The organism is Paraburkholderia sp. BL27I4N3, assembly GCF_003386115.1.
Lineage (GTDB): Bacteria > Pseudomonadota > Gammaproteobacteria > Burkholderiales > Burkholderiaceae > Paraburkholderia.
In genome coordinates this window covers 622,352-648,564 of record NZ_QREJ01000001.1, presented here as the reverse complement: position 1 = coordinate 648,564, position 26,213 = coordinate 622,352, and the positions used below count along the sequence as shown (strand labels likewise).

Here is a 26,213-nt window from a genome sequence, read left to right as displayed (position 1 = left end):
AACAAGCGCGGCGGGACGACGCCCGGTCGTGGCGCGCGGCATCGAAAATATCGAGGGAAAAGGTGAGACGAAGTATTGCGAGTTCGGCGCGAGCGAACGGCACACGGCCGGTCGCAGGATTGCTCGAAAGGTGCTGAACGCGCTGCTGGAATCCGCTGCTGGAATCCGCTGTTGAAATCGTTTACCGGCCCACGAGACCCGCGAGGCCCGTCAAACGATTTACAGATGCGGCACCGAGGCCGGCAATTCGCCGTGCGGTGTGGCGAGCGGCTCCCCTTCCATATGGCGCATGCCATGCGAGCACAGCAGCCGGTACAACGTAACGCGCGAGATGCCGAGTTCCTGGGCGGCGTCGCCGAGACGCCCGCGGTGACGCAATAGCGCCAGCTCGATCGCCTGACGTTCGGCCGCTTCACGCGCCTGCGCGAGCGACACCGGCACGATCTCCACGTACTCGGCAAGCTCGAGATCGCGCGCCGTGATCGCGCGCCCTTCCGACATCACGATGGCGCGCCGCACGCGGTTGATCAGCTCGCGCACATTGCCCGGCCAGCCGTAGTTATGCAGCGCCGCGATCGCGTCCGGCGCAAAGCCACGCAAGCGACGGCTTGCATCTTTCTTGAAACGTTCCAGCATGTGCCGCGCGAGCAGTTCGATATCCTTACCGCGTGCGCGCAGCGGCGGTTCATCGATCTGCAATACGCACAGACGGTGGTAGAGGTCGGAGCGAAACCGTCCTTCGATCATCGCCGCGGTCATGTCCACGTGCGTGGCCGAGATGATGCGCACGTCGACGTCGATCGCGCCGTGTCCGCCGAGGCGCTCCACCTTGCGCTCCTGCAGGAAGCGCAACAGGCTTGCCTGGCTTTCGAGCGGCAGATCGCCGATCTCGTCGAGGAACAGCGTGCCGCCGTTTGCCGCTTCCACCCGGCCGATCTTGCGCTGATTGGCGCCGGTAAACGCACCGCGTTCGTAGCCGAATAGTTCGGATTGCAATAGGTGCGGCGGGATCGCGCCGCAGTTGATCGGCACGAACGGCGCATTGCGCCGCGCCGAGCGTTCGTGAATGGCGACCGCCGTCAGTTCCTTACCGGTGCCCGATTCGCCCGAGATGAACACCGGCGCGTCGGTCATCGCCACTTTGCGGATTGAACGGAACAGCGCGAGCATGGCGTCGCACGAGCCGACCATTTCGCCTTCGGCGCCTTGCGATGCATCGTTAGAAGCCGTTTCGCCGAGGGAAATCATGCCGTAGGCGTGACCCACCGAATCGACGATCCTGTCGCCCGAATACGGCACCGTGACGTAGTCGAAACAGTAGTCGCGCACGAGCCGGCGCAACGCGGCGTCTTGCAGTTGTCCCGGCATGGTGGCCGCGACCCAGCCGACATTCGGCATGGTCAGGCAGGATTCGAACGCAGCGATTTCGTGTGGCTGAAATTCGCTAGACAGATCCAGCAGGCCGCCAGCCGCCATTCCGGCGCGAACAGCCCGGCGCACGTCGCGCGCCGACCCCACGACTTCGACATGCCAGCCGCGCTGGTGAAACCGAGTATTCAGCTCCGCGCTCGGATCGCGCGAAACGTAAATCAGTTGCCGCGTTGCGGGTTCCATTATTCAGATCCTCTCGTCAACGAACGTTAAGGATGACGCACGCACCTGAAACGAGTTCAGACACGCTGACTCATTCGGGATTCGCGATATGGCAAAAACCGAACGGCCATTCCATTCCGTGCGGACAGCTGATCCCCAAGAAAGCGGCGTGTGTGTTTGAGACGGCCCGTTAGCGGGCTTTTTTAAATCTGAAGTTCTTTTTCGAGAGCTTACTATACGCGCGCCGCTTGGAAAACAATTATGCGAATTTAATCGCGCACTCCTTACGCTGTGTGGTTTCGCAGGCGATAAACAGTTATTCAGCCGACGAATAAAAGATTAGTGGAAGCGCTTCTCCCTGTGTAGACCGCAAGGTAGTTCGTACCGGCCAATTTAACGAATTATAGGTATTTCCTGCCAATCGTTTCAGCGTTGAAACGTTTTTGTCCCATTTCCGAATTGTGACTCCCACGTTTTCACTCGCATCCTCATCCATCAATGGATTGCGCGCGATGGCACATGTTTCGCTAATTGCCGTGCACCAGGGAGACACATCATGCAACTCGCTTTCCGCATCGATCTGGGCAGCATTGCACCATGTGCGGCGCTTTGCACCGCCATCGCGCTGATCATGCTGCCCATTGGCGCCAATGCACACGAGGCCGGACAGGCTTCATCCGCCACGCTGACGGAATCCGCCGATACAGGCTCCGCCATCTTTCCAAACGACGCGCTGGCCTCATCCGATCCGACGACGCGCGCCGCCAATCGTTTCTCCTGGCTTGCCGCCAACGCGCTGAGCATTCCGGCCGATGCTGCATCGGTGAACGACTTTTCGCTCGACGACCAGGCGCTCGCGCGGCAAGGTGGCGGCGCGGCCGGCATGGTGATGGAGGCCGCGACGCCGCAGCTCATGCGCGGCAACGGCGGCAGCGGCAGCGGCAGCGGCAGCGGCAGCGGCAGCGGCAACAACGTAACGCTGTGGGACGAGATCGCCCCGCCCGCGCCTTTACCGATTCCGATCGACGCGACGCGCGCCACCCAAGGCAACGCCGCCTGAATATCTCGCGTGTGACGCTGTATCGGCTGATGGGTCAGCATGGGTTGCGCGAATTGAGGACCGCCGACGAGAAAGCGGCGTCTGCCGCGCACGTCTGCCGCGCACGATCGCGCGCCCGAATGAGGCGGCGCGGGCCGGATGCGGCCGGTGGTGTTTCGTGAACCTGTATGACGCTGCGTGAAGCCGCGTGGTCAGGCAGCCGCATCCACTGCGGCGAGCGCGCGGCTTGCCGGGCGCGTTGCGGCCGACTATGCGGCGCCGTGCCGAAACCCGCCGCCGCGGCGCGCAGCCGCGCGTCAGGTAGAATCAGTCCGGTTACGTTCCCCTTTCCATTCGATGACGACGCTCACCCTGATCGTCGCTCGCGCCAACAACGGCGTGATCGGCCGCGACAACCAGTTGCCCTGGCGACTTCCCGAAGATCTCGCGTTCTTCAAGCGCACCACCATGGGCGCACCCATCATCATGGGACGCAAGACGCACGAGTCGATCGGCCGGCCGTTGCCGGGACGCCGCAACATTGTCGTGACACGGGATGCCGCCCGGCGTTTCCAGGGCTGCGACGCGGCCACGACGCTCGAAGACGCGCTCAAGCTCGCCGCTCAGGATCAGGCGCCGGAAGCGTTTTTGATCGGCGGCGCGCAGTTGTATGCGGAAGGTTTGCGGCAGGCGGACAAGCTGATCATCACCGAGATTTCGGCCGACTTCGAAGGCGACGCCACCTTTCCCGCGCTCGACGAAAACGAATGGGAAGAAGTCGCGCATGAAACGCATCGCGCGGATGCGCCGAACGATTTCGACTACGCGTTCGTGACATATAAGCGCAAAGGCGCTTAAGGTTCTTTGGCTTGAGACGTTAGCGCCGCGCGCAAAGCAAACGGTCGGCGCCGACCGTCCGATCATGGATAAAAAAACGCCACGCAGTGACTTGCGTGGCGTTCTGCTTTTTACGGGCCAGCTAAAAAACGCTGGCCGCACAGAGGCTAAACCCGCTTACTGCCCCGCGATCGTCATCCGTTCGATCAGCACCGAGCCGGTCTGCTTGGTGCCGCGCGTGATCGTATCCGCGCCGATCGCGACGATGTGGTGGAACATCTCCTGCAGCGTGCTCGCCACCGTGATTTCCTCGACCGGATACTGGATCTTGCCGTTCTCGACCCAGAAGCCCGACGCGCCGCGCGAGTAGTCGCCCGTCACGTAGTTCACGCCCTGCCCCATCAGTTCGGTCAGCAACAGGCCCGTGCCGAGCTTGCGCAGCATCTCTTCGAAGTCGTCCTCGGGACGCGTGTTCGAGCTGCGCAGCGACAGGTTGTGCGAACCGCCCGCGTTGCCGGTGGTCTGCATGCCGAGTTTGCGCGCCGAATAGGTGGACAGGAAATAGCCTTCCACCACGCCGTCTTTCACCACCGAACGCTGCCTGGTGCGCACGCCTTCTTCGTCGAATGGCGCGCTGCCCATGGCACGCGCGACATGCGGGTCTTCGACCACTTGCACGTGCGGCGCGAACACCGGCTTGCCGAGACTGTCGACGAGGAACGAGGTCTTGCGATACAGCGCGCCGCCGCTCGTGGCTTGCACGAATGCGCCGAGAATACCCGCGGCGAGCGGCGCTTCGAACAGCACCGGCACCTTGCGCGTATCCAGGCCGCGCGCGCCGATGCGCGCCAGCGCGCGTTGCGCCGCGTAACGGCCGACCGCTTCCGGATCGGCCAGTTCTTCCGCGCTGCGGGTGGACGTGTACCAGTCGTCGCGCTGCATGTTGCGGGCGCTGCCCGCAATCGGCGCGCACGCGATGTAGTGGCGCGAGTACGGATAACCCGCCAGGAAACCGCGCGAGGTGGCCAGCACGAATTGCGAGTGCTGTGCCGAGACGCTCGCGCCTTCCGAATTCTTGATCTGCGGATCGGTCGCGAATGCGGCATCTTCCGCGCGGCGGGCGATTTCCACCGCTTCGTCGGCGGACAGATTCCACGGGTGATAGAGATCGAGGTCGCGCGGCGCCGTTTCCAGAAGTTCCGCTTCGGCGAGGCCCGCGCAATCGTCTTCCGCCGTGAAGCGGGCGATGTTATAGGCCGCCGCGACCGTGTCCTTCAAAGCCTGCGAAGAAAAGTCCGAAGTGCTCGCATTGCCACGCTTGTTGCCGATGAACACCGTCACGCCAACCATCTTGTCGCGGTTGTGTTCGATCGTCTCGACTTCGCCGCGCCGCACGGAGACGGACAGGCCGTCGCCTTCGGAAATCTCGGTCGCCGCGTCGGTGCCGCCGAGCGACTTCGCGTGACGAAGGATGTCCGAGGCGATTTCCTTCAGTTCATCCTGGGTATGCGGAAAAAAGCGCTGCTTGACGTCCATGTCTGCTGCCATTGTCGTTGCCGTCCTGTTCGGGGCCGAGCGGCCCTGGGTGGGTTCGCTATGTTCGCTATGTTTGCTGTGTTCGCACCGGACACGCTCATGCCTCATGCCTGCAGGCGCGCCCGTGTTTGCGCGTGTGCTGCGCGTGTGTCTGGTTGCGTATCCCGCGATCATAGCAAGGTACGCGACGCCGTACCTGGCATTCGCTGCGCCTTGCGTCAGGTCGGCCGAGCGCCGCCAGAGCGCCGCCCTGTGGTCGCTTCGCAATGCGCGAGTCCTTGCGCGCGGCGGCACCGCGGGTCCGGTGGGCGCGGCACGTTACAATATCGGCATGACACGCAAAACCCGCATTCAACCCATCGAAACCGCCGAGCCGGAAGTCGACGAGAACGGCTACGACCGTCCCAGCAAGTCCCAGCTCAAGCGCGAAATGCACGAGCTGCAGGAACTGGGCTCGGCGCTGATCGCGCTGCCTAAAGACGCGCTCAAGCGCATGCCGATGCCCGAAAAGCTCGACGACGCCGTGCGCGAAGCGCGCCGCATCACCGACCACGAAGGCAAACGCCGCCAGGTGCAATATGTCGGCCGCGTGATGCGCTCGCTGCTGGACGAGGAAACCGCCGCGCTGCGCACCGCGCTCGACACCTATAACGGCGTCAACAAGGCGGAAACGGCCAAACTCCACTGGATCGAGCGCACCCGCGAAAAGCTGCTCGCCGACGACGCCGCGCTGACCGATTTCATCCGCCAGCATCCGAACGCCGACCCGCAACAAGGCCGCACGCTGATCCGCAACGCCCGCAAGGAAGCGCAGCAGAGCAAGCCGCCGCGCTATTTCCGCGAACTGTTCCAGTGGATCAAGAACGCGGACGGACCGTCCGCGCAGACCGATTCCGACGCCGACGACGCCCTGGACGAAGACGACGATGACGACCGCGACGCCTAAGACAGCACGTCAGCACCCCGATGAGATTGTGATCGGTCTCGTGTCGATCAGCGATCGCGCGTCCACCGGCGTGTACGAAGACAAAGGTATTCCGGCCCTGCAGGAATGGCTCGGCGCGGCGCTCACATCGCCGTGGCAAGTGGTCACGCGCCTGATTCAGGACGACGCGCCGACCATTTCCGCCACGCTGACCGAACTGGTCGACGAGGTAGGCTGCGATCTGGTGCTGACCACCGGCGGCACCGGCCCGTCGCGCCGCGACGTGACGCCTGAGGCGACGCTGGCCGTGGCCACCAAGGAAATGCCGGGTTTCGGCGAGCAGATGCGGCAGATCAGCCTGAATTTCGTGCCGACCGCGATCCTTTCGCGCCAGGTCGCGGTGATCCGCGAAACGGCGGAGCACGCGGCGCTGATCATCAACCTGCCGGGTCAGCCGAAGTCGATCAAGGAAACGCTCGAAGGTTTGCGCGACGCCGAAGCAGGCGGCGCGGTGAAGGTGCCGGGCATTTTCGCCGCGGTGCCGTACTGCATCGACCTGATCGGCGGACCGTACGTGGAAACCAACGCCGACGTGGTGAAGGCGTTCCGGCCGAAGAACGCGCAGCGCGCGCCCCGGCCGGCTTAGGCGATTTTATTCGGCGCTGTCGGCGGCCTGCGGTGCCGACGGAATCAGAAAGTGCTCGCGGTAGTACTTGAGTTCGTCGATCGACTCGTGGATATCGGCCAGCGCCGTGTGCATCGCGCGCTTCTGGAAACCCTTGTAGATGGTCGGCTGCCAGCGGCGGCACAGTTCCTTCAGCGTGCTGACGTCGAGATTGCGGTAGTGGAAGAAGCGCTCCAGATCCGGCATCCAGCGCGCCATGAAGCGGCGGTCCTGGCAGATCGAGTTGCCGCACATCGGCGATTTGCCCGGCGGCACGTAGACGCTCAGGAAATCGCGGATCTGTTCGGTGGCGTCGGACTCGCTTACCGTCGAGGCCTTCACGCGATCGATCAAGCCCGAACGGCCATGCGTGTTCTGATTCCACTGATCCATTTTGGCGAGCGTCTCGTCGCTCTGATGAATCGCGAGGACGGGCCCTTCAACTAGCCTGTCGAGCGTCGAATTCGTCACCACCACCGCGATTTCAATGATGCGGTCGGAATCGGGCTCGAGCCCGGTCATTTCCATGTCCAGCCAGACGAGATTCATGTCGCTGCGCACGAGCGGCGGCTGTTCGGTGGATGCGAGGATGTCAGTCATGAAGGCAACCCTGAGGGCCGCGCAAACGGCTTGGTGCAAGCCCGCCTGCCACGGCGATTGTTCGTTTGAGATTGGTTTGAGCGTGTTCCCGCCGCGCGGCGGGAAGAAACATATAATTCTCGCATAGATACCACGGAATCCCCGGATGCCCACCCTGTACTTCACCGTTCTGTTCGTCGTCGCCGTCGTGGCGATGGTCGGCACCAAACTGTGGCTCGCGTCGCGGCAGATCCGCTTCGTGGCCGGCCATCGCGAGCAGGTGCCGAGCCAGTTCGCCGGCACCATCGCGCTGACGGCGCATCAACGCGCCGCCGACTACACCGTCGAGCGCACGCGTCTCACCATGATCGAGATCGTCGTCAGCGCAGCCGTGCTGATCGGCCTCACGCTGCTCGGCGGCGTGCAGGCGCTCGATCTGGGCATCTCCGACTGGCTCGGCCGTGGTTACGTCGGCCAGATCGCGCTGGTCGCCGCGGTGATCGCGATCACCAGCGTGATCGACCTGCCGTTCGATTACTACCGGCAGTTCGTGGTCGAACAGCGCTTCGGCTTCAACCGCATGAGCAAAGGCATTTTCTTCGTCGACCGGATCAAGGGCGTGCTGCTCGGCGCCGCGTTCGGCCTGCCGCTGCTGTTCGTCGTGCTGTGGCTGATGAATCAGGCCGGCAGCCTGTGGTGGCTATGGACGTGGATCGTCTGGGTCGCCTTCCAAATGCTCGTGCTGGTGCTGTATCCGTCGTTTATCGCGCCGCTTTTCAACAAGTTCGAACCGCTCAAGGACGAAGCACTGAAGAGCCGCATCGAAGCGCTGATGCAGCGCTGCGGCTTCGCCGCCAAGGGCCTCTTCGTGATGGACGGCAGCCGCCGCTCGGCGCACGGCAACGCCTACTTCACCGGCTTCGGCGCGGCCAAGCGGATCGTGTTCTTCGACACGCTGCTCGCGCGCCTGTCGGGCAGCGAGATCGAAGCCGTGCTCGCGCATGAACTCGGCCACTTCAAGCGCCGTCACGTGATCAAGCGCATGCTCGTCACCTTCGCGATCAGTCTCGCGATGCTCGCCCTGCTCGGCTGGCTCACGCAGTGCGTGTGGTTCTATGAAGGACTGGGTGTACGGCCGTCGCTGATCGGCGGTAATAGCGGCCTCGCGCTGGTGCTGTTCTTCCTCGCGCTGCCGGTGTTCCTGTTTTTCGTGACGCCGCTCGGCAGCCTCAGCTCGCGCAAGCACGAGTTCGAAGCCGACGCATTCGCCGCAACGCAGACCCACGCGCAAGACCTGGTCAACGCGCTCGTCAAGCTGTACGAAGACAACGCGTCGACCCTGACGCCCGATCCGCTCTACACCGCGTTCTACTATTCGCATCCGCCGGCGTCGCAGCGGATCGACCGCCTGCTGCGGCACGCATGAGCGGCCGCTCCCCGAAAGCGCCGCGCGCGCCGTCCAGCGCACGCGTAGGCGGCCTCGTGGTGGCCGCGCATGGCCGCCACTATCTGGTCGCGCCGGATGACGGCAGCGCCATGCTCCAATGCTTCCCGCGCGGCAAGCGCAGCGAGGTGGCGGTCGGCGATCGCGTGATTTACGAGTTGGCTTCGGCAGATCAGGGCGTGATCGTCGAGATCGGCGAACGGCGCAATCTGCTGTATCGCTCGGATCAGTACAAGTCGAAGCTGTTCGCCGCCAACCTCGATCAACTGTTGGTCGTATTGGCCACCGAACCGCATTTCAGCGAAGACCTGCTCGGGCGCGCGCTCGTCGCGGCCGAGGCGAACGAGTTGAAGCCGCTGATCGTGCTGAACAAGACCGACGTCACTGCTGAACTCGCAGGCGCGCGCAAGCGGCTCGAGCCGTATCGCGCGCTGGGTTATACGGTCGTGGAAGTGTCGATCAAGACACAGCCTGAAGCCGCGCGTGCCGCGTTGATCGAACATCTGCAAGGTCATTCGACACTACTGCTCGGCCAGTCCGGCATGGGCAAATCGACGCTCGTGAATCTGCTGATTCCCGATGCCGAAGTCGCGACCCGCGAGATTTCGACTGCACTGAACAGCGGACGCCATACGACGACCTTCACACGTCTTTATCCGTTGCCGGGTAGCGCGGACGGCGAAGGCGGCGCATTGATCGACTCGCCAGGCTTCCAGGAATTCGGTCTGCACCATTTGACCGAAGGACGGCTGGAGCGCGCCTTTCCGGAGTTCCGGCCGCTGCTGCCGAACTGCCGCTTCTACAACTGCCATCATTTGCAGGAACCCGGTTGCGCGATTCTCGAAGCGGTCGCGGACGGCCGCATCCGCCGCGAACGGCATGCGCTGTACGCGCAACTCGTGCACGAAGCCAGCCAGATCGTCCGCTGACATGAGACTGATGCGCGCGCCGAATCTGATCATCGGCCAGCATTGGGTCAATGTGCTGGCCACTGCCGGCATAGCTTGCGAATTGCACAATCGTTATCTGAACGGTGCGCTGGGAGATATTCCGGCGGATCAGTGTTCGCCGGAGCTTTGGCTCGTCGATGAGCGCGACGAGGCGATGGCGCGTAGGCTGATCGCCGCGGCTTCGCATGGTCCGGCGGCGGGGTCGCCTGGATGGACGTGCCGTCAGTGTGGCGAGGCGCTCGAGGCGCAGTTCACGGTCTGCTGGCAGTGCGGGACGGCACGCGATCCGCTGGATGGGTGAAGCGGCTCATCGCTGACCGGCGGGTTGCGCACGGCGCCGCGGCATGAACGGAAAAGCCCAGGGGCGGTGCGCCCCCCCTACACGATTGATTTCCCCATGCCTGAAAAGCGAAACCCTACGCTTCGAAGAAACGTAGGGTTGGGCGACAGACTGACAGCGGATTGCGCTTTATTTACAGCTAGTAGCGTCGGCTTGGCGGCGTTACGCCAGCCACACCGCAATTGTCAGCATCAGCAACAAAATCATCCACAGCACCACCGCGCGCCACACCAGGCCCACGGCCGATTGCAGCGTGCGTGGCGTGCAGTCGTCGCCGACTTGCATCGGGCCGCCGTCGCCGGTGGCGAGCGCGTCGAGGCTTGACGGCTCAGCCAGCGGCCCGCTCAGACGGGCGCCCAGCGCACCACTACCTGCCGCCAGCAACACGCCGTCGTTCGCGTCCGGCCATTGGCGCGCATGGTTGCGCCATGCATAAATCGCGTCTTCGAAATTACCGACGATCGCAAAACCCATCGACGTCAGCCGCGCCGGCACCCAGTCGATCACGAAGAAAGCACGCTGCGCAAAGCTCGAAAACGCGACGGTGCGATCGTCGACCGGCCGCGCCCACGTGCGCGCCAGATACTCGGCAATCCGGTACAGCACCGCGCCCGCCGGCCCGAACGGAATCAGAAACCAGAAGAACACGCCGAACACGTGCCGATGCGAAGCGACCACCGCGTGAATCAGCGTGTGACGCACGATCTCGCTGACCGGCATGTCGACGGTATCGAGCCCGGTCCATTCGCTCAGGACTTCGCGCGCGCGCGGCACGTCGTCGTTATTCAACGCGAGGTGGATGTCCGTGAAATAGTGGCTGAACTGGCGGAAGCCCAGCGTGAAGTACAGCACCGCCACGTTCCACAGGAACGCCAGCGCAAAGTGAATGTGATACAGCACGTAGTAGACGAGCGCGACGACCAGCGTCCACGGCACCACCACCACGAGCCAGGCGAGCAGGCCATGCTTCGGCTTGCCGGCATCAAATCCGTGCGCTGCCGACTCCGCATGGTACTGAAGCAACGCGGACACCGGGTTATTCGGCGACAACGCGCGTATCTGTTCAATGATCAGAGCCAGCAATACGGAGAAAAAAGTCATGCGATGCGCCGTGCTTTTCGAGTTTTACGATTGTTTTATAACGATAGCACAGGGTCGGATGCCACTGAGCGCCGACCTCGACAAACACCCGACAAGTGCACAAGTCATGCGGCTCATGCCGCGAGGAAGCGATAGAAGTTGCGCAGCATGGCGGCCGTTGCACCCCAGATGAAATGGTGGCTACCGACTTCGCTGCTGCTCTCGTCACCTTCAGCTTCAGCCGATGCGGCGCGCGGATACGGCATCGCGAAAAAGCGGCGCTCGCCACCTTCATAGCGGAACACGCGCACTTCGTGGTGCGCAGGGTTCATCAGAAACGCGAGCGGCACTTCGAAAACTTCGGCGACCTCGAGCGCGTCCGCCTTCACCGTGAACGGCGGGTGCACGAGGCCGATCACCGGCGTCACGCGAAAACCGGTGCCGGTCAGATAGTCGGGCAATGCGCCGAGAATTTCCACACGCGAGGGATCGAGGCCCACCTCCTCTTCCGCTTCCCGCAGCGCGGTTGCGGTGGCGTCGGCGTCGAAGGGTTCATGACGGCCGCCAGGAAAGCTCACCTGACCTGCGTGATCGTTCAGATGGTCGGCGCGCTGAGTCAGCAGGACGGTCAGGCCGTGTTCGCGGACCGCCAGCGGCACCAGCACCGCCGCGACTCGCGGATCGGCGTGAGTATCGCGCCAGGGCGCATCGACGACCATCTCGGGGGTCCAGTGAAGGCGTTGCTCGAAGCGTGCGCGCAGGCCATCAGGTGTGAGACGGTCGGCCGCCACCGGCGGCAGATCGGCGCCTGTCGCTTCGACAGGCAGGGTTTCAGGCTCAAAGACGGGGCGGGTCAACGGGTCTCTCGAAATGAGCGGATAGGGACATTCCGCTATTTTGACCTGGCAAACAAAAAAGCACCCGCGAGGGGTGCTTTTTCTTACAGCATTTACGCTTCGGCAGCGTTGCGATCTTTCTTCGCAACCAGCTTTTCCTTGATCCGGGCCGACTTGCCCGAACGGTCGCGCAGGTAGTACAGCTTCGCACGACGCACATCGCCACGACGCTTCACGACGATGCTTGCCAGCAGCGGCGAGTACGTCTGGAACGTACGCTCGACGCCTTCGCCCGACGAAATCTTGCGGACGATGAACGACGAATTCAGACCACGGTTACGCTTGGCGATCACGACGCCTTCGTAAGCCTGAACACGCTTACGCGTACCTTCAACCACGTTCACGCTGACGATCACCGTATCGCCGGGGGCGAATTCGGGGATGGTTTTCTCGCCGAGAGCGCGGCCGATTTCTTCCTGCTCGAGAATTGCAATCAGATTCATCACTGACTCCTAAGTCCATCTTGTCGACGTTCGTACCTGCCTCGTGAAAACACTTGGCTACGGCCCCGATAGAGGATGGGTTCACATCTGGCACCGTGCACGCATGCGCGGCGCCGCCTAATGTCCGCTTGCAAGACCCAAGGCTTTACGCCTTCGACTCTTCCTTCGCGAGACTCGCAAGCCATGCCTCGTCGGCACGGCTCAACATCTTGTTCTTTCTGGCCTTCACGATCAGATCGGGCCGTTTGTTCAACGTATTGCGCAAGGCTTCCCGCCGGCGCCACGCCTCGATTTCCGCGTGATGGCCGCCGAGCAGCACATCCGGCACACGCACGCCGTTGTATTCCTCGGGGCGCGTGTAATGCGGGCAATCCAGCAGCACGTCGACAAAACTATCCTGCACCGCCGACTGCGAGTCGTTGAGCACGCCGGGCAACTGACGCACCACGGCGTCCATCAAGGCCATGGCCGGCAATTCGCCGCCGGACAGCACGAAGTCGCCAAGACTGACTTCTTCGTCGACCACACGGTCGAGCAAACGCTGATCGATCGCTTCATAGCGCCCACACAACAGGATCAAACCGGGCTCGGCCGCGAACTGCATGACGCGGTCGTGATTCAACGTGGCGCCTTGCGGCGACATCATCACAACGCGCGACGCGCCGATGCCCTGCTCCGCCTGCGCTGCTTTCGCGGCGCCGATCGCATCTTCCAGCGGTTTCGCCAGCATCACCATGCCGGGGCCGCCGCCGTACGGGCGATCGTCAATCGTGCGGTAGTTGTCGGTTGTGAAATCGCGCGGATTCCACGTACGCAACCCGTAGCGCTCCTGCTTCGCGGCGCGGCTGGTGATACCCCAGTCGGTCAGCGCGCGAAACATGTCAGGAAAGAGCGTGACGACATCGAACTGCATCGCTCTCTCCATTCAGCGAAATTATTTAGTAATCAGCTTCCCAATCGACAGTGATCTGCTTCGCCGCCTGGTCCACCGTTTTGACAAAGACGCCGACGAACGGGATCAAACGCTCACCGGTGACCGGCTTGCCGCTTTTGTCGGTATCCGGGTATTCGATGCGCAACACCGAGTGCGCACCGTTGTCGATCATGTCTGCAACCTTGCCGAGATTGACCCCTGCAACGTTCACCACATCCAGGCCGAGCAGGTCGACCCAGTAGAACTCGTCGGCTTCGAGAGCCGGAAATTCGCTGCGGCTGATATAGACGCGGGAACCGCGCAGTGCCAGCGCCACATCGCGGTCAGTGACGCCGCCCAGATGGGCAACCACACTGTCGCTATGCGTTTTCGCCTGCAACGACGGCGCCGATTTGCGCTCCTGGCCTTTGATCAGCCACCAGCGCTTCGCGCTCAGCAACGCATCGCCGCCGTGGCCGGCATCCGCGTGCGCGGCCACCTTGACCCAGCCTTTGAGGCCGTAAGCGTCGACGATTGCGCCGACCTCGACCGCGTCGGCCGGCCAGCTTTCCACCGTTTCCATGCGCATTTCTGCCGCACCGGACCCGGCGTTTGCAACTTGGGCTTTCGCCTTGCCTTCGGCTTTTTCGACCGGCTTGCGGACGAATGCACCGAACGGCGCCTGACCAGACGTCTTCGCGCGCGGGGCTGCTGCCTTTACGCGACCTGAACTGCCGGAATCACGTTCAGACATAAAAACACCTTGAAGAGAACCTCGCTGCCAGCTTCGACGCCTGCTTCAGCAAAACACCTTGCGCATCGCACTGCTCACACAAACCGCGCGAACCGACGACGATACGCATGCTAGCCGCCATTAAGCAGCCGGCTGCGCCTTTGCAGCTTCCTTCACGAGGCGCTCGACGGTCGGCGACAGTTGTGCGCCAACGCCTTGCCAGTACGTCAGGCGGTCCTGAGCGATACGGAGGGACTCGCCCTTCGTAGCGACCGGGTTGTAGAAGCCAACGCGCTCGATGAAGCGGCCGTCACGACGGTTACGCGAATCGGTTGCGACGATGTTGTAGAACGGGCGCTTCTTGGAGCCGCCACGAGCCAAGCGGATGATGACCATACTAGAATCCTTGAAAACCGGGGTTCGGAACGACTGAAACACGCGATTATAGCGGGAAACCGACGCCATAACAAACACTTACCCGGATAAACTGAACGACGGGGTTGCGCCGGCCGTACAGGCGGGAGCCCGAAACCACGCCGAAACGCCCGAATTACCTGACGGAGCGCCCGTGAAACTCCTGCCGCGAATTGTGTTTTTGCGCGCTTTCTGTACCATCGCCACGCGATTCTTCGCCTCGGCGCGCGATTTGCGAAGCCGGGCGCTTCGCATAGGCACGGCCGTGTTGCTCGCCGCAACTGCCCTGCCATGCGTCGCCGCGCTACCCGTGGACCGGATCAAACTGCCGCCGGGCTTCCATATCGAGGTCTTGTCGGATGCCGTGCCGAGCGCGCGAGCCATGGCGCTCTCGCCGAAGGGCATTCTCTATCTAGGCAGCCTCGACGGCCACGTCTACGCGCTCGAATTGCAGAACGGACGTGTGACGGCCCGCCACGTGATCGCTTCCGGCCTGGAAACGCCGGCGGGTGTAGCGTGGCACGATGGAGCGCTCTATGTATCCGCGGTGTCGAAAATTGTACGCTTCGATGCGATCGATACTCACCTGAACGGTCCGTCCAAACCGGCCGTCGTGATCGACACCTTGCCCACGGAGACGCACCACGGCTGGAAATTCATCGCGTTCGGCCCGGACGGCAAGCTCTACGTGCCGCAAGGCGCGCCCTGCAACGTCTGCCTGAAAGATCGCAACCGTTTCGGGCTGATCGGCCGCATGGACCCGGACGGCAGTCACTACGAAGTCGTGGCGCGTGGCATTCGCAATTCCGTTGGCTTCGCGTGGCATCCCTTGACGCATGAAATGTGGTTCACCGATAACGGCCGCGACCTGCTTGGCGACGACGTGCCGGACGACAAGCTCAACCGCGCGACGCGCGCCGGAATGGATTTCGGCTTTCCGTACTGCCATGGCGGCGACACGCCCGATCCCGAGTTCGGCAAGGACCATCCGTGCAGCGCGTTTACGCCACCCGCGGTCAAACTCGGTGCGCATGTCGCGGCGCTCGGCATGCGCTTTTACGACGGCCCGATGTTTCCGGCCGCCTACCGAAACGGTATTTTTATCGCCGAGCACGGTTCGTGGAATCGCAGCAAGAAGGTCGGCTATCGCGTCGTGCACGTGGTTACAAATCCGGATGGCAGCAATGCCCGCCAGGAAGTGTTTGCCGAAGGCTGGCTGCAATCCGGCGAAACCGAATGGGGACGCCCCGCCGACGTGCTGCCACTGCCCGACGGTTCGCTACTCATCAGCGACGACTACGCCGGCGCAGTCTATCGCGTCACCTACTCGGCGCCGTAGCCCGCTTCGCGTGGCAAGCAACGTCAAACGCCGTGCGCTCGAGAAGCCTGGCCAGTCAATCGACCGCCCGCACCCGCGCCGTCGATCCCGGCCAGGTCCGACGCTCATCACGCCATTCGCCAGGCGCCATGATCACCCGCTGCACCGCTGCCGTGACCACCTACCCTTCACCCCGCAGCTATGAGCGCCTTCGCCCCTGCCGCGACTACCCGTCACGTGACCGGCGGCCCATGGCGGGCGTAGAATGCGCGTCGGTCCGCGCGCGCCGCGCGCTGCTCCTTTCGACCGCCTGTCACTCTGCTCTGGCCTACATGTCCACCCTTGTCTCGACTTCCCCGCGTTTTAGATCCAAGACGATTACCGCTGCACTGGCGTTCTTCTTCGGCAGCCTCGGCGCTCACCGGTTCTATCTGTACGGCATGCGTGACATCTACGGATGGGCACACGTGCTCGGCACGCTGATCGGCATTCCGGGAGCCATGCTCCTCGTGGCGAGCGAACGCGCTTCGACGCTCGGCTGGGTGCTGGCCTTTCCCGGCGCGATCTCGCTGATCGCCGCGTTTCTCGCCGCGATCGTCTACGGGCTGCGTCCGGACGAAAAGTGGGACGCGCAATTCAACGCCCAGACCCAGCGCAAAAGCCGCTCCGGCTGGACCGTCATTTTCATCGTGATCTTTTCGCTGCTGATCGGCGCCTTCCTGCTGATGACGGGTCTGGCCATTTCGTTCCAGACGTACTTCGAAAGCCAGGTGCAGGCGGCCAAAGCGCTCTCGCAATGATCCGCCGCGCGTCGCGCTAGAAAAGATTCAGTTGAGGGTCGTCGTGTGCCGGCTTATCGGCACGCGGCACGTCGACTGGCCGAAAGTGCGACATATCCAGAATGCCGCGGTCCCGGAGGTTCAACCCCAGACGGCGCACCGCCTTGTGGAATCGCTGCTTGAGCAGATCCGCCCACAAGCCTTCGCCTTTCATGCGCGTGGCGAACGAAGAGTCGTAGTCCTTCCCGCCCCGCATGTCCCGCACGCGACTCATCACCCGATCGGCACGATCTGGAAAGTGCGCCGCGAGCCAATCCTTGAATAGCGGCGCAACTTCCCACGGCAGACGCAACACGATGTAGCTCGCGTTGCTCGCGCCGGCTTCCGCGCAGGCCTCCAGCACGCGCTCCATGTCCGGTTCGGTGACAAACGGAATCACCGGCGCGATGCTGACGCCGACCGGAATGCCCGCCTCGCTCAACGTGCGGATGGCGCGCAAGCGCCGCGACGGCGTGGCCGCGCGCGGCTCGAGCGTGCGAGCGATCTCGGCGTCCAGCGTGGTGATGGTGATGGCCGCCATGAATTGCCCGCGCGCCGCCATGGGCGCCAACAAATCGAGATCGCGTTCGATCAGCGACGACTTGGTGATCGCCGCAAACGGATGCTGACGTTCGCTGAGCACTTCGATCACCCTGCGCGTGAGCCGCAGATCGCGCTCGACGGGTTGCCAGGCGTCCGTATTGACGCCCAGCGCGATCGGCTCCGGCACATAGGAGTTCTTCGACAGTTCCCGCTCGAGCAACTCCGGCGCATTAATCTTGGCGTAGATCCGGCTTTCGAAGTCGAGGCCCGGCGACAGTCCCAGATAAGCGTGCGTGGGCCGCGCAAAACAATAAATGCAGCCGTGCTCACACCCGCGATACGGGTTCAGCGACACGCTGAACGGAATATCCGGCGACGCATTGCGCGTAAGAATGGTCTTGGCCCGTTCTTCGAAGACCTGCGTGCGCAAGACTTTGGGTTCGTCATCGTCTTCCGGCGCCGACAGCCAGCCGTCGTCCACCGCTTCGCGCTGGTCGACTTCGTAGCGGCCTTGCAGGTTCGTCACCGCGCCACGGCCTTTGCGAGGCGCGGGCGGCGCGATCGGAAATTCGTTGACGAAGTGGGAGTCGGAGTCGGTCACGGCTGGAACACGTAAAAACGCAAAACGGAAAAACGGCGCAAAACACCTGTACAAATATACAGTGTTTACGCCGTTTGTCGAGCCCCGCCGAGCGCTGTCGCGCGGATCAATCCCCTACCGGAATCGTCAGCGTTTCCTTGATCTCCTCCATCACCACGTAGCTCTTCGACTGCACCGCGCCGGGCAGTTGCAGCAGGATGTCGCCTAGCAGCTTCCGGTAATCGGCCATTTCGCCGATGCGCGCCTTGATCAGATAGTCGAAATCGCCCGACACCAAATGGCATTCCAGCACCTCGGGGATCTTCTGCACCTCGCGGCGGAACTGGTCGAACATGTTGCCGCTCTTGTGATCCAGCGTGATCTCGACGAACACCAGCAGCGCCGCGCCCAACTCCGCCGGATTCACGCGCGCGTGGTAGCCGGTGATCACGCCATCGCGCTCCATCCGCTTGACGCGCTCGATGCACGGCGTGACCGACAGTCCAACCTGTTCGGCCAGGTCCTTCATGGCGATGCGGCCGTCCTGCTGCAGCAGCCGCAGGATCTTGCGATCGAGTTTGTCGAGGGCCCGTACCGGTTGGCGCTGTGTACGCATGGTGTTTTTGCTGAAAATCTTGAAAATACAATAACAAAACCTGCCTGACTGTTAATAGTATAGCGGTTAACACTGGGCGGTCCGCGATTCACCTTGTTAATCGAACGAATTCCACCGAATCGACAAGCGCACCGTCCTCAGACCTCATTTGAATACCTGGAGCATCTATGCGAGTCGTCATTTTGGGCAGTGGCGTCGTCGGCGTGACCAGCGCGTATTACCTGGCGCGCGCGGGACACGAAGTGACCGTGATCGATCGCGAGGCCGGCCCGGCGCTCGAAACCAGTTTCGCCAATGCCGGCCAGATCTCGCCGGGCTATGCGTCGCCGTGGGCCGCGCCTGGCGTGCCGCTGAAGGCCGTCAAGTGGATGTTCCAGAAACACGCGCCGCTGGCAATCCGCCTCGACGGCACACAATTCCAGTTGCAATGGATGTGGCAGATGCTGCAGAACTGCACGTCGTCGCGCTATGCGGTGAACAAGGGCCGCATGGTCCGCCTCGCCGAATACAGCCGCGACTGCCTGCAAGCGCTGCGCGCCGAAACCGGCATTCAGTATGAAGGCCGCACCGGCGGCACGCTCCAGGTGTTCCGCACGCAGCAGCAATTCGATGGCGCCGCGAAAGACATCGCCGTGTTGCAGGAAGCCAATGTGCCGTATGAACTGCTGTCGCCGGCCGAACTCGCGCGGGCCGAACCGGCGCTCGCCGCGGTGTCGCACAAGCTGACCGGCGGTCTGCGCCTGCCGGGCGACGAAACCGGCGACTGCCAGATGTTCACCACGCGCCTCGCCGCGCTGGCTGAGAAACTGGGCGTCAAATTCCGCTACAACACGCCGATCGACGCACTCGCTATGGCCGGCGACCGCATCGCCGGCGTGAAGTGCGGCGAAGAACTGGTGCGCGCGGATTCGTTCGTCGTCGCGCTGGGTTCGTATTCGACCCGCTTCCTGTCCGGTCTCGTGAAGATTCCGGTTTATCCGCTCAAGGGTTATTCGATTACCGCGCCGATCGTCAACGAAGCGTCGGCGCCGGTGTCCACTGTGCTGGATGAAACCTACAAGATCGCGATCACGCGTTTCGACGACCGGATTCGTGTGGGCGGCATGGCCGAGATCGTCGGCTTCGACAAATCGTTGCGCCAGGCGCGCCGCGAAACGCTGGAACTGTGCGTGAACGATCTGTTCCCGGGCGGCGGCGATACGTCGAAGGCGACCTTCTGGACCGGTCTGCGCCCGATGACGCCAGACGGCACGCCCATCGTCGGCCGCACTCCCGTGCCGAACCTGTTCCTCAACACGGGCCACGGCACGCTGGGCTGGACGATGTCGTGCGGTTCAGGCCAACTGCTCGCCGACGTGATGTCGGGCAAGCAACCGGCCATCAAGGCGGACGATCTGTCGGTGCATCGCTATCTCGGCGAGGTTGGTGCCGCGCATCGCCCGGCTTATGCCTAAGTTTTAGCAACGACGCTTCGCCAGAACGGTAGCGCTGGTTTGTGAACGTACAGACCAGCGCCACAAAAACAAACGGCGCCTGACAAGGCGCCGTTTGTTTTTTCAAGCGTAGTGAAAAGCCGCGTCAGAACTGATCTTCCGACAAAGCCAGCACACTCTCTCCACCCTTCGCGTTGACAATCGACGCCTCGAACGCCGACGCCAGCGGCAGCACATGCTCCGCATAAAACTGTGCGGTCGCGATCTTGGCGCCGTAGAACGAGTGGTCTTCGTCGCGCTTTTGAGCCGCCACCAGCAACGCACGCGCCATCTGCCAGCCGCCCAGCACGACGCCCGCGAGTTTCAGATACGGCACGCTGCCGACGAACACCGCGTTCGGATCGCCCTTCGTATTGGCGACAACGAAATCCACCGCGGCGGCCAGCGATTGATGGCCCTGCGCGAGGTACTTCTTCATCGAGTCGAACGCCGGGCCTTGCTGTGCGCCGAGTGCTTCGATCGCCGCAGCCACCTCGGCGAGCAGCGACTTCGCCACCTTGCCGCCGTCGCGAACGGTCTTGCGGCCGATCAGGTCGTTGGCCTGAATCGCGGTCGTGCCTTCGTAGATCGGCAGAATGCGCGCATCGCGGTAGTACTGTGCGGCGCCGGTTTCTTCGATAAAGCCCATGCCGCCGTGTACCTGCACGCCGAGGCTCGTCACATCGATCGACAACTCCGTGCTCCAGCCCTTCACGATCGGCACGAGGTATTCATAGATCGCCTGATGCTCCGCGCGCGTTGCTTCGTCGGGATGACGATGCGCGATGTCGCAGTGCGCCGCGGCCACATAAGCCAGCGCGCGCGATGCTTCGGTGAGGCCGCGCATGGTCGCGAGCATGCGGCGCACATCGGGGTGCTGAATGATCGCCACTGATTGCTTCGCGGAACCGTCCACGGGACGGCTTTGCACGCGATCTTTCGCGTACGCCACGGCCTTCTGATAAGCGCGATCCGAAATGCCGACGCCTTGCATGCCGACAGCAAAACGTGCCGCGTTCATCATGATGAACATGTACTCGAGGCCGCGATTCTCCTCGCCGATCAGATGACCGATCGCGCCGCCGTGGTCGCCGAATTGCAGCACCGCGGTCGGGCTCGCCTTGATGCCGAGCTTGTGTTCGATCGACACGCAATGCACGTCGTTGCGCTCGCCGAGCGAACCGTCTTCGTTGACGAGAAACTTCGGCACGATGAAGAGCGAAATGCCTTTCACGCCTTCCGGTGCATTCGGCGTGCGCGCCAGTACGAGATGCGCGATGTTCTTCGCCATGTCGTGCTCGCCCCACGTAATGAAAATCTTCGTGCCGAACAGCTTGAACGAACCGTCGCCCTGCGGCTCGGCGCGCGTACGCACCAGCGCGAGATCGGAACCGGCCTGCGGCTCGGTCAGGTTCATCGTGCCGGTCCATTCGCCGGAAATCAGCTTGGGTACATAGGTTTGTTTTTGCGCTTCCGTGCCGGCGGTGAGCAGCGCTTCGATCGCACCGTCGGTCAGCAAAGGACACAGCGCGAACGACAGGTTCGACGCGTTGAGCATTTCGACGCACGGCGTCGCGATCAGCTTCGGCAGGCCCTGGCCTTCGTAGTCGACGGGATGTTGCACGCCTTGCCAGCCGCCTTCGCCGAACTGGCGAAACGCTTCCTTGAAGCCGGGCGTCGCGGTGACCACGCCGTCTTTCCAGCTGCTCGGATTGCGATCGCCTTCGACATTCAGCGGCGCCAGCACGCCGCCGCACAGTTTCGCCGATTCTTCGAGGACGGCTTGCGCCGTTTCGAGGTTCGCGTCTTCGAAGCCCGGCAAGCTCGCGATGTCTTCGAGACCGGCCAGTTCTTTCATCACGAACAGCATGTCCTTGATGGGCGCCGTATAGCTCATTTCAGTTCTCCTCCCGCTTCTGATATAAAAAAAGGGCGCTGGACTTGATCGGTCCCACGCCCTTCCTGTGCTGCCAGACGCCTTTTATGCGGCGTTACGGCGCTTAGCCGAGTTCGCTAACGAGCTCGGGCACGAGCGTGAACAGATCGCCCACCAGTCCGTAATCGGCGACGCTGAAGATCGGCGCTTCTTCGTCTTTATTGATCGCAACGATCACCTTGCTGTCTTTCATCCCGGCCAGATGCTGGATCGCGCCCGAGATGCCGACGGCGATGTACAGCTGCGGCGCGACGATCTTGCCGGTTTGACCCACTTGATAGTCGTTCGGTACGAAGCCCGCGTCGACCGCGGCACGCGATGCGCCGAGCGCTGCATTCAGTTTGTCCGCCAGCGGTTCGAGGACCTTCGTGTAGTTCTCGCCGTTGCCCAAACCGCGGCCGCCCGAGACGATGACCTTCGCCGACGTCAGTTCCGGACGGTCCAGCTTCGTCACTTCGCGGTTGACGAAGGACGAGATACCGCTGTCCGCCGCCGCTTCGATTTTCTCGACCGTTGCGCTACCGCCTTCAGCTGCGACTGCATCGAAACCCGTCGTGCGGACCGTGATGACCTTGATCGGGTCAGCCGATTGCACGGTTGCGATTGCGTTGCCGGCGTAGATCGGGCGCTCGAACGTGTCCGGGCTATCCACCGCGGTGATATCGCTGATCTGTGCGACGTCGAGTTTTGCGGCGATACGCGGCGTGATGTTCTTGCCGTAGGCCGTTGCCGGCGCGAGGATGTGCGAATAGTCCTTCGCGATGTTCAGCACCGTCGCTTCAATGTTCTCGGCGAGGCCTGCTTCGAGTTGCGGCGCGTCAGCCAGCAATACATTGCTCACGCCTGCAATCTTCGCTGCGGCATCCGCCGCGGCTTGCGCGTTGTGCCCTGCCACCAGCACGTGAATGTCGCCACTAATCTTCTGGGCCGCTGCGATCGTGTTCAGCGTCGCGGCCTTGATCGATGCGTTGTCGTGTTCTGCTATTACCAGATTCGTCATTTGCTCTGTCTCCCTCACAGCACCTTGGCTTCGGTCTTCAGCTTCTCGACCAGCGTCTTCACATCCGGCACCTTCACACCGGCGGAGCGCTTGGGCGGCTCGACAACCTTCAGCGTCTTCAGGCGCGGCGTGACATCAACGCCGAGGTCTTCCGGCTTGAGGACTTCCAGCGGCTTTTTCTTCGCCTTCATGATGTTCGGCAGCGTGACGTAGCGCGGCTCGTTCAGGCGCAGGTCGGTCGTGACGACAGCAGGCAGCGTCAGCGACAGCGTTTCCGCGCCGCCATCCACCTCGCGCGAAACGGTCGCCTTGCCGTCAGCAACAACCACCTTCGATGCAAACGTGGCTTGCGGCAAACCAGCCAGCGCGGCGAGCATCTGGCCGGTCTGGTTCGAATCGTCGTCGATAGCCTGCTTGCCGAGAATGACCAGCGAAGGCTGCTCCTTGTCAACCAGCGCCTTCAGCAGCTTGGCCACGGCCAGCGGCTGCAGTTCCTGCGAAGACTCGATCAGGATTGCGCGATCCGCGCCGATCGCGAGCGCCGTGCGCAGCGTTTCCTGCGATTGCGTCACGCCCGCCGACACGGCGATCACTTCCGTCGCCACGCCCGCTTCCTTCAGACGCACGGCTTCTTCAACCGCGATTTCATCGAACGGATTCATCGACATCTTCACGTTCGCGATGTCGACGCCCGTGCCGTCCGACTTCACTCGAACCTTCACGTTGTAATCGACCACTCTTTTGACTGGCACCAGGATTTTCATGCACACGCTCCAAAGTTACGAATACGTCAACCCAACGAACATTATAACGACTACCCTCACGGCAGCCCGGTCGCGGGTGCTTTAGCAGGAGGATATCGCTCCTCAATGGCGTGACGGCAATATCGAACGGTCGTTCTATTTTAATCCCGAAAAAACCCGGGCGACAACCCCGGGTTAAGCCCTACGACTCTAAATTTGCATTGCCGTCGTGTTCTGCTTGCTCTGCAGGCCGCCGTCTCACCAGGCGGTGATGACCGACCCGCCGAATTTGCTTTCGACGAACTGCTTCACTTCCGGCGAATGATACGCCGCGACCAGCTTGGCGACCCACGGCTTGTTCTTATCTGCCTCGCGGATTGCGATGACGTTCACGTAAGGACCCTTGGGGTCTTCAATCGCGATGGCGTCCTGCTTGGGCTTCAGACCCGCTTCCATCGCGAAGTTCGTGTTGATCGCAGCCGCGTCCACGTCGTTCAGCGAGCGCGGAATCTGTGCGGCATCGAGTTCGACGATCTTCAGCTTCTTCGGGTTGTCGACGATGTCGAGCGGCGTCGCCTTCAGGCCCGCGTCGGCGCGCAGCTTCAGCAGACCCTGCTTTTGCAGCAACAGCAGCGCGCGGCCGCCGTTGGTCGGATCGTTCGGCACCGCGATCTTCGCGCCCGGCTGCAGTTCGGCGAGCGTCTTCACTTTCTTCGAATAGATACCCATCGGGTACGTGACCGTGTCCGCGATACGGATCAGCTTGTAGCCGCGGTCCTTCACCTGCGCCTGCAGATACGGGTCGTGCTGGTAGCTGTTCGCGTCCAGATCGCCGCCGGCGAGCGCCGCGTTCGGCTGCACGTAGTCGGAGAATTCGACGATCTTGATGTTCAGACCGTTCTTCGCCGCGACCGTCTTCACGACTTCCATGATCTGTGCGTGCGGACCGCCGGTCACGCCGACCTTGATCGTGTCTTCGGCGTAAGCCGCGTTGGCGGCGACGAGCGATGCGGCACCGAGCGCGGCAGCCAGCTTAAGAATGAAACGACGTTGCATGATGGACCTTTCCAAACCTGTCGACTTTGTTGTTTTACTTATGGCTCAAACGACGCACGAGCCAATCCCCGAACGACTGCACCAACTGCACGAAGACGATCAGAATCACCACGACCGTCAACATCACTTCCGGCAGGAAACGCTGATACCCGTAGCGAATGCCGAGATCGCCGAGACCACCGCCGCCAATCGCGCCCGCCATCGCCGAATAGCCGACCAGCGAGACGAAGGTGATCGTCAAGCCGGCGACCACGCCCGGCAGCGATTCCGGCAGCAACACCTTGAAGACGATCTGGCTGGTGGTCGCGCCCATCGCCTGAGCCGCTTCGATCAGACCGCGATCCACTTCGCGCAGCGCCGTCTCGACCAGACGCGCGATGAACGGCGCGGCGGCGATCGTCAGCGGCACGACGGCGGCCGCCGTACCGATCGACGAACCGACCACGAGACGCGTGAACGGAATCACCGCAACCAGCAAAATGATGAACGGTGTCGAGCGCACCGCATTGACGACTACGCCCATCACGCGATTCACGGCGATGTTCTGCAACACGCCCTGGCGATCCGTCAGATACAGCAGCACGCCGAGAGGCAAACCCACCAAAGCGCCGACCAGTCCGGAAATGCCCACCATGACGAGCGTTTCCCAGAACGACTGGACGAACATATCGAACATTTCACTCAACATACGAGAGCTCCTCCACCACCACGCCCTGTTCACGCAGATACGTCAGCGCCTGCGCCACCTTCGCCGGTTCGCCGCCCGCGAGCACCGCGAGCGAGCCGAACGCCTGCCCCTGGATCTCGTCGATCTGGCCGTGCAGGATGTTGAAATCGAGTTCGTAGCGGCGAATCGTTTCGGAGAGAATCGGTTGATCGACGCCTGAGCCGGTGAAGGCGAGCCGCAGCAAGTGGCCGCTGCCGGTCTTCAGGCGTTCCGCCACACGCGCCTTCATGGCGGGCGGCAATTCCTGCGCGATCACGTCGCCGATCAACGCGCGCGTGACTTCGTGATGCGGTTGCAGGAACACGTCGATGACCTTGCCCTCTTCGACCACACGGCCGGCATCCAGGACGGCGACGCGGTCGCAGACCTGCTTGATCACGTCCATCTGGTGCGTGATCAGCACGATGGTCAGGTTCAGTTCGCGGTTGATGCGCTTGAGCAGGTCGAGAATCGCGCGCGTGGTTTCGGGATCGAGCGCGGAGGTCGCTTCGTCGGAGAGCAGTACCTTGGGCTTGCTGGCCAGAGCGCGCGCGATGCCGACGCGCTGTTTTTGCCCGCCGCTGATCTGCGCCGGATAGCGGTCTTTCTGTGCCGACAGGCCGACCAGTTCGAGCAGCGGCAGCACGTTCGCTTCGATTTCGTCGCGCTTCATGCCGGCGAGTTCGAGCGGCAGCGCGACGTTCTCGTACACCGTGCGCGAAGACAGCAAATTGAAGTGCTGGAAGATCATGCCGATCTCGCGGCGCGCCTCGCGCAATTGCGCGGCGGGCAGCGTCGTCAGATCGCGGCCGTTGACGACGATGTTGCCTTCGCTCGGGCGCGTCAGCAGGTTGAGAGTGCGCACAAGCGTACTCTTGCCCGCGCCGCTGCGGCCGATGATGCCAAACACCTCGCCCGCCGGAATCGACAGATTGACGTTGTGCAGCGCCTCGACCCAGCCCCGGGGCCCGGCGAACCGCTGGGAGATATTGCGTATTTCGATCATGGAAAAACGAAACGGCGGAGTCTGCCGGCGAGC

Annotated in this window: 27 protein-coding genes; 10 read left to right on the top strand and 17 right to left on the bottom strand. The window is 62.7% G+C overall.

The genetic code is table 11. The features are described 5' to 3' along the window. Positions 1-219: 219 nt before the first annotated feature. Complete coding sequence (locus B0G71_RS02970; RefSeq protein WP_106283797.1) at positions 220-1,614, bottom strand: sigma-54 dependent transcriptional regulator; 1,395 nt, start codon at positions 1,612-1,614, stop codon at positions 220-222. Positions 1,615-2,149: 535 nt separating this feature from the next. Here B0G71_RS02970 and B0G71_RS02965 point away from each other — a divergent pair. Both B0G71_RS02965 and B0G71_RS02955 read left to right on the top strand, forming a co-directional pair. Beyond that, a complete protein-coding gene (locus B0G71_RS02965; protein ID WP_116139644.1) occupies positions 2,150-2,653 on the top strand; it encodes a hypothetical protein in 504 nt (167 codons plus the stop codon). A gap of 336 nt (positions 2,654-2,989) precedes the next feature. Beyond that, positions 2,990-3,490, top strand: coding sequence for a dihydrofolate reductase (locus B0G71_RS02955; RefSeq protein WP_106283800.1), 501 nt, complete (start codon positions 2,990-2,992; stop codon positions 3,488-3,490). 156 nt (positions 3,491-3,646) lie between these two features. Here B0G71_RS02955 and pmbA read toward each other — a convergent pair whose 3' ends face one another. Next, positions 3,647-5,017, bottom strand: coding sequence for a metalloprotease PmbA (pmbA, locus tag B0G71_RS02950; protein WP_116139640.1), 1,371 nt, complete (start codon positions 5,015-5,017; stop codon positions 3,647-3,649). Positions 5,018-5,336: 319 nt separating this feature from the next. On the opposite strand from pmbA, the gene yjgA reads away from it, so the two are divergent. Both yjgA and mog read left to right on the top strand, forming a co-directional pair. Continuing rightward, on the top strand, positions 5,337-5,951 hold the full coding sequence (gene yjgA, locus B0G71_RS02945; RefSeq protein ID WP_106283840.1) for a ribosome biogenesis factor YjgA: 615 nt from the start codon (positions 5,337-5,339) through the stop codon (positions 5,949-5,951). Continuing rightward, positions 5,932-6,576 (top strand): molybdopterin adenylyltransferase, encoded by a 645-nt coding sequence (mog, locus tag B0G71_RS02940; protein WP_116139638.1) that lies wholly within the window; start codon positions 5,932-5,934, stop codon positions 6,574-6,576. The genes yjgA and mog overlap by 20 nt, the downstream gene beginning before the upstream one ends. 6 nt (positions 6,577-6,582) lie before the next feature. Here the strand turns inward: mog and orn are convergent, their stop codons facing one another. Further along, the gene (orn, locus tag B0G71_RS02935; RefSeq protein ID WP_116139636.1) at positions 6,583-7,194 is read right to left on the bottom strand and encodes an oligoribonuclease; all 612 of its coding nucleotides are present in this window, start codon (positions 7,192-7,194) and stop codon (positions 6,583-6,585) included. A gap of 145 nt (positions 7,195-7,339) precedes the next feature. Between orn and B0G71_RS02930 the strand changes: the two genes are divergently transcribed. Genes B0G71_RS02930 through B0G71_RS02920 form a run of 3 tightly spaced genes read left to right on the top strand, consistent with a single transcriptional unit; the run spans position 7,340 to position 9,868 of the window. Beyond that, positions 7,340-8,599 (top strand): M48 family metallopeptidase, encoded by a 1,260-nt coding sequence (locus tag B0G71_RS02930; RefSeq protein ID WP_116139634.1) that lies wholly within the window; start codon positions 7,340-7,342, stop codon positions 8,597-8,599. Continuing rightward, the gene (rsgA, locus tag B0G71_RS02925; RefSeq protein WP_106283805.1) at positions 8,596-9,546 is read left to right on the top strand and encodes a ribosome small subunit-dependent GTPase A; all 951 of its coding nucleotides are present in this window, start codon (positions 8,596-8,598) and stop codon (positions 9,544-9,546) included. Before B0G71_RS02930 ends, rsgA begins: the two co-directional genes overlap by 4 nt. Before the next feature lies 1 nt (position 9,547). Continuing rightward, positions 9,548-9,868 carry a putative signal transducing protein gene (locus tag B0G71_RS02920; RefSeq protein WP_106283806.1) on the top strand — a complete coding sequence of 107 codons (321 nt, stop codon included), beginning with the start codon at positions 9,548-9,550 and terminating at the stop codon, positions 9,866-9,868. A gap of 201 nt (positions 9,869-10,069) precedes the next feature. Here the strand turns inward: B0G71_RS02920 and B0G71_RS02915 are convergent, their stop codons facing one another. The 6 genes from B0G71_RS02915 to rpsP all read right to left on the bottom strand — a co-directional run bounded on the left by B0G71_RS02915 (position 10,070) and on the right by rpsP (position 14,368). Beyond that, a complete protein-coding gene (locus B0G71_RS02915; protein WP_116139632.1) occupies positions 10,070-11,008 on the bottom strand; it encodes a CobD/CbiB family protein in 939 nt (312 codons plus the stop codon). A 113-nt stretch (positions 11,009-11,121) separates the two neighbouring features. After that, positions 11,122-11,844 (bottom strand): CoA pyrophosphatase, encoded by a 723-nt coding sequence (locus B0G71_RS02910; protein WP_116139630.1) that lies wholly within the window; start codon positions 11,842-11,844, stop codon positions 11,122-11,124. Between the two features lie 92 nt (positions 11,845-11,936). Next, positions 11,937-12,326, bottom strand: coding sequence for a 50S ribosomal protein L19 (gene rplS, locus B0G71_RS02905; protein WP_106283809.1), 390 nt, complete (start codon positions 12,324-12,326; stop codon positions 11,937-11,939). Positions 12,327-12,471: 145 nt separating this feature from the next. Beyond that, complete coding sequence (gene trmD / locus B0G71_RS02900; RefSeq protein ID WP_106283810.1) at positions 12,472-13,239, bottom strand: tRNA (guanosine(37)-N1)-methyltransferase TrmD; 768 nt, start codon at positions 13,237-13,239, stop codon at positions 12,472-12,474. 25 nt (positions 13,240-13,264) lie between these two features. Further along, positions 13,265-13,993, bottom strand: coding sequence for a ribosome maturation factor RimM (gene rimM / locus B0G71_RS02895; protein WP_116139628.1), 729 nt, complete (start codon positions 13,991-13,993; stop codon positions 13,265-13,267). A 120-nt stretch (positions 13,994-14,113) separates the two neighbouring features. After that, entirely contained in the window at positions 14,114-14,368 is a 255-nt protein-coding gene (gene rpsP / locus B0G71_RS02890) for a 30S ribosomal protein S16 (protein WP_007180912.1), read from the bottom strand. Positions 14,369-14,540: 172 nt separating this feature from the next. Between rpsP and B0G71_RS02885 the strand changes: the two genes are divergently transcribed. Then, a complete protein-coding gene (locus tag B0G71_RS02885) occupies positions 14,541-15,725 on the top strand; it encodes a sorbosone dehydrogenase family protein (protein WP_116139626.1) in 1,185 nt (394 codons plus the stop codon). 311 nt (positions 15,726-16,036) lie between these two features. Continuing rightward, complete coding sequence (locus tag B0G71_RS02880) at positions 16,037-16,504, top strand: NINE protein (RefSeq protein ID WP_116148289.1); 468 nt, start codon at positions 16,037-16,039, stop codon at positions 16,502-16,504. Between the two features lie 16 nt (positions 16,505-16,520). Here B0G71_RS02880 and B0G71_RS02875 read toward each other — a convergent pair whose 3' ends face one another. Beyond that, entirely contained in the window at positions 16,521-17,666 is a 1,146-nt protein-coding gene (locus tag B0G71_RS02875; RefSeq protein ID WP_116139624.1) for a PA0069 family radical SAM protein, read from the bottom strand. 106 nt (positions 17,667-17,772) lie between these two features. After that, positions 17,773-18,261, bottom strand: a complete 489-nt coding sequence (locus tag B0G71_RS02870; protein ID WP_106283820.1) for an Lrp/AsnC ligand binding domain-containing protein — start codon at positions 18,259-18,261, stop codon at positions 17,773-17,775. Between the two features lie 167 nt (positions 18,262-18,428). On the opposite strand from B0G71_RS02870, the gene B0G71_RS02865 reads away from it, so the two are divergent. After that, positions 18,429-19,715 carry a D-amino acid dehydrogenase gene (locus B0G71_RS02865; protein WP_116139623.1) on the top strand — a complete coding sequence of 429 codons (1,287 nt, stop codon included), beginning with the start codon at positions 18,429-18,431 and terminating at the stop codon, positions 19,713-19,715. A 124-nt stretch (positions 19,716-19,839) separates the two neighbouring features. Here B0G71_RS02865 and B0G71_RS02860 read toward each other — a convergent pair whose 3' ends face one another. The 6 genes from B0G71_RS02860 to B0G71_RS02835 form a co-directional block, all read right to left on the bottom strand. Then, positions 19,840-21,630, bottom strand: a complete 1,791-nt coding sequence (locus B0G71_RS02860) for an acyl-CoA dehydrogenase (protein WP_116139621.1) — start codon at positions 21,628-21,630, stop codon at positions 19,840-19,842. A gap of 103 nt (positions 21,631-21,733) precedes the next feature. Beyond that, the gene (locus tag B0G71_RS02855; RefSeq protein WP_116139619.1) at positions 21,734-22,669 is read right to left on the bottom strand and encodes an electron transfer flavoprotein subunit alpha/FixB family protein; all 936 of its coding nucleotides are present in this window, start codon (positions 22,667-22,669) and stop codon (positions 21,734-21,736) included. Between the two features lie 14 nt (positions 22,670-22,683). Further along, positions 22,684-23,433 carry an electron transfer flavoprotein subunit beta/FixA family protein gene (locus B0G71_RS02850; protein WP_116139617.1) on the bottom strand — a complete coding sequence of 250 codons (750 nt, stop codon included), beginning with the start codon at positions 23,431-23,433 and terminating at the stop codon, positions 22,684-22,686. 237 nt (positions 23,434-23,670) lie between these two features. After that, positions 23,671-24,468, bottom strand: coding sequence for a MetQ/NlpA family ABC transporter substrate-binding protein (locus tag B0G71_RS02845; protein ID WP_116139615.1), 798 nt, complete (start codon positions 24,466-24,468; stop codon positions 23,671-23,673). Positions 24,469-24,502: 34 nt separating this feature from the next. Continuing rightward, on the bottom strand, positions 24,503-25,156 hold the full coding sequence (locus B0G71_RS02840) for a methionine ABC transporter permease (RefSeq protein WP_106283251.1): 654 nt from the start codon (positions 25,154-25,156) through the stop codon (positions 24,503-24,505). Then, positions 25,146-26,180: a methionine ABC transporter ATP-binding protein gene (locus B0G71_RS02835; protein ID WP_012433961.1), complete on the bottom strand. Its 1,035-nt coding sequence runs from the start codon at positions 26,178-26,180 to the stop codon at positions 25,146-25,148. The genes B0G71_RS02840 and B0G71_RS02835 overlap by 11 nt, the downstream gene beginning before the upstream one ends. Between the last annotated feature and the right edge of the window lie 33 nt (positions 26,181-26,213).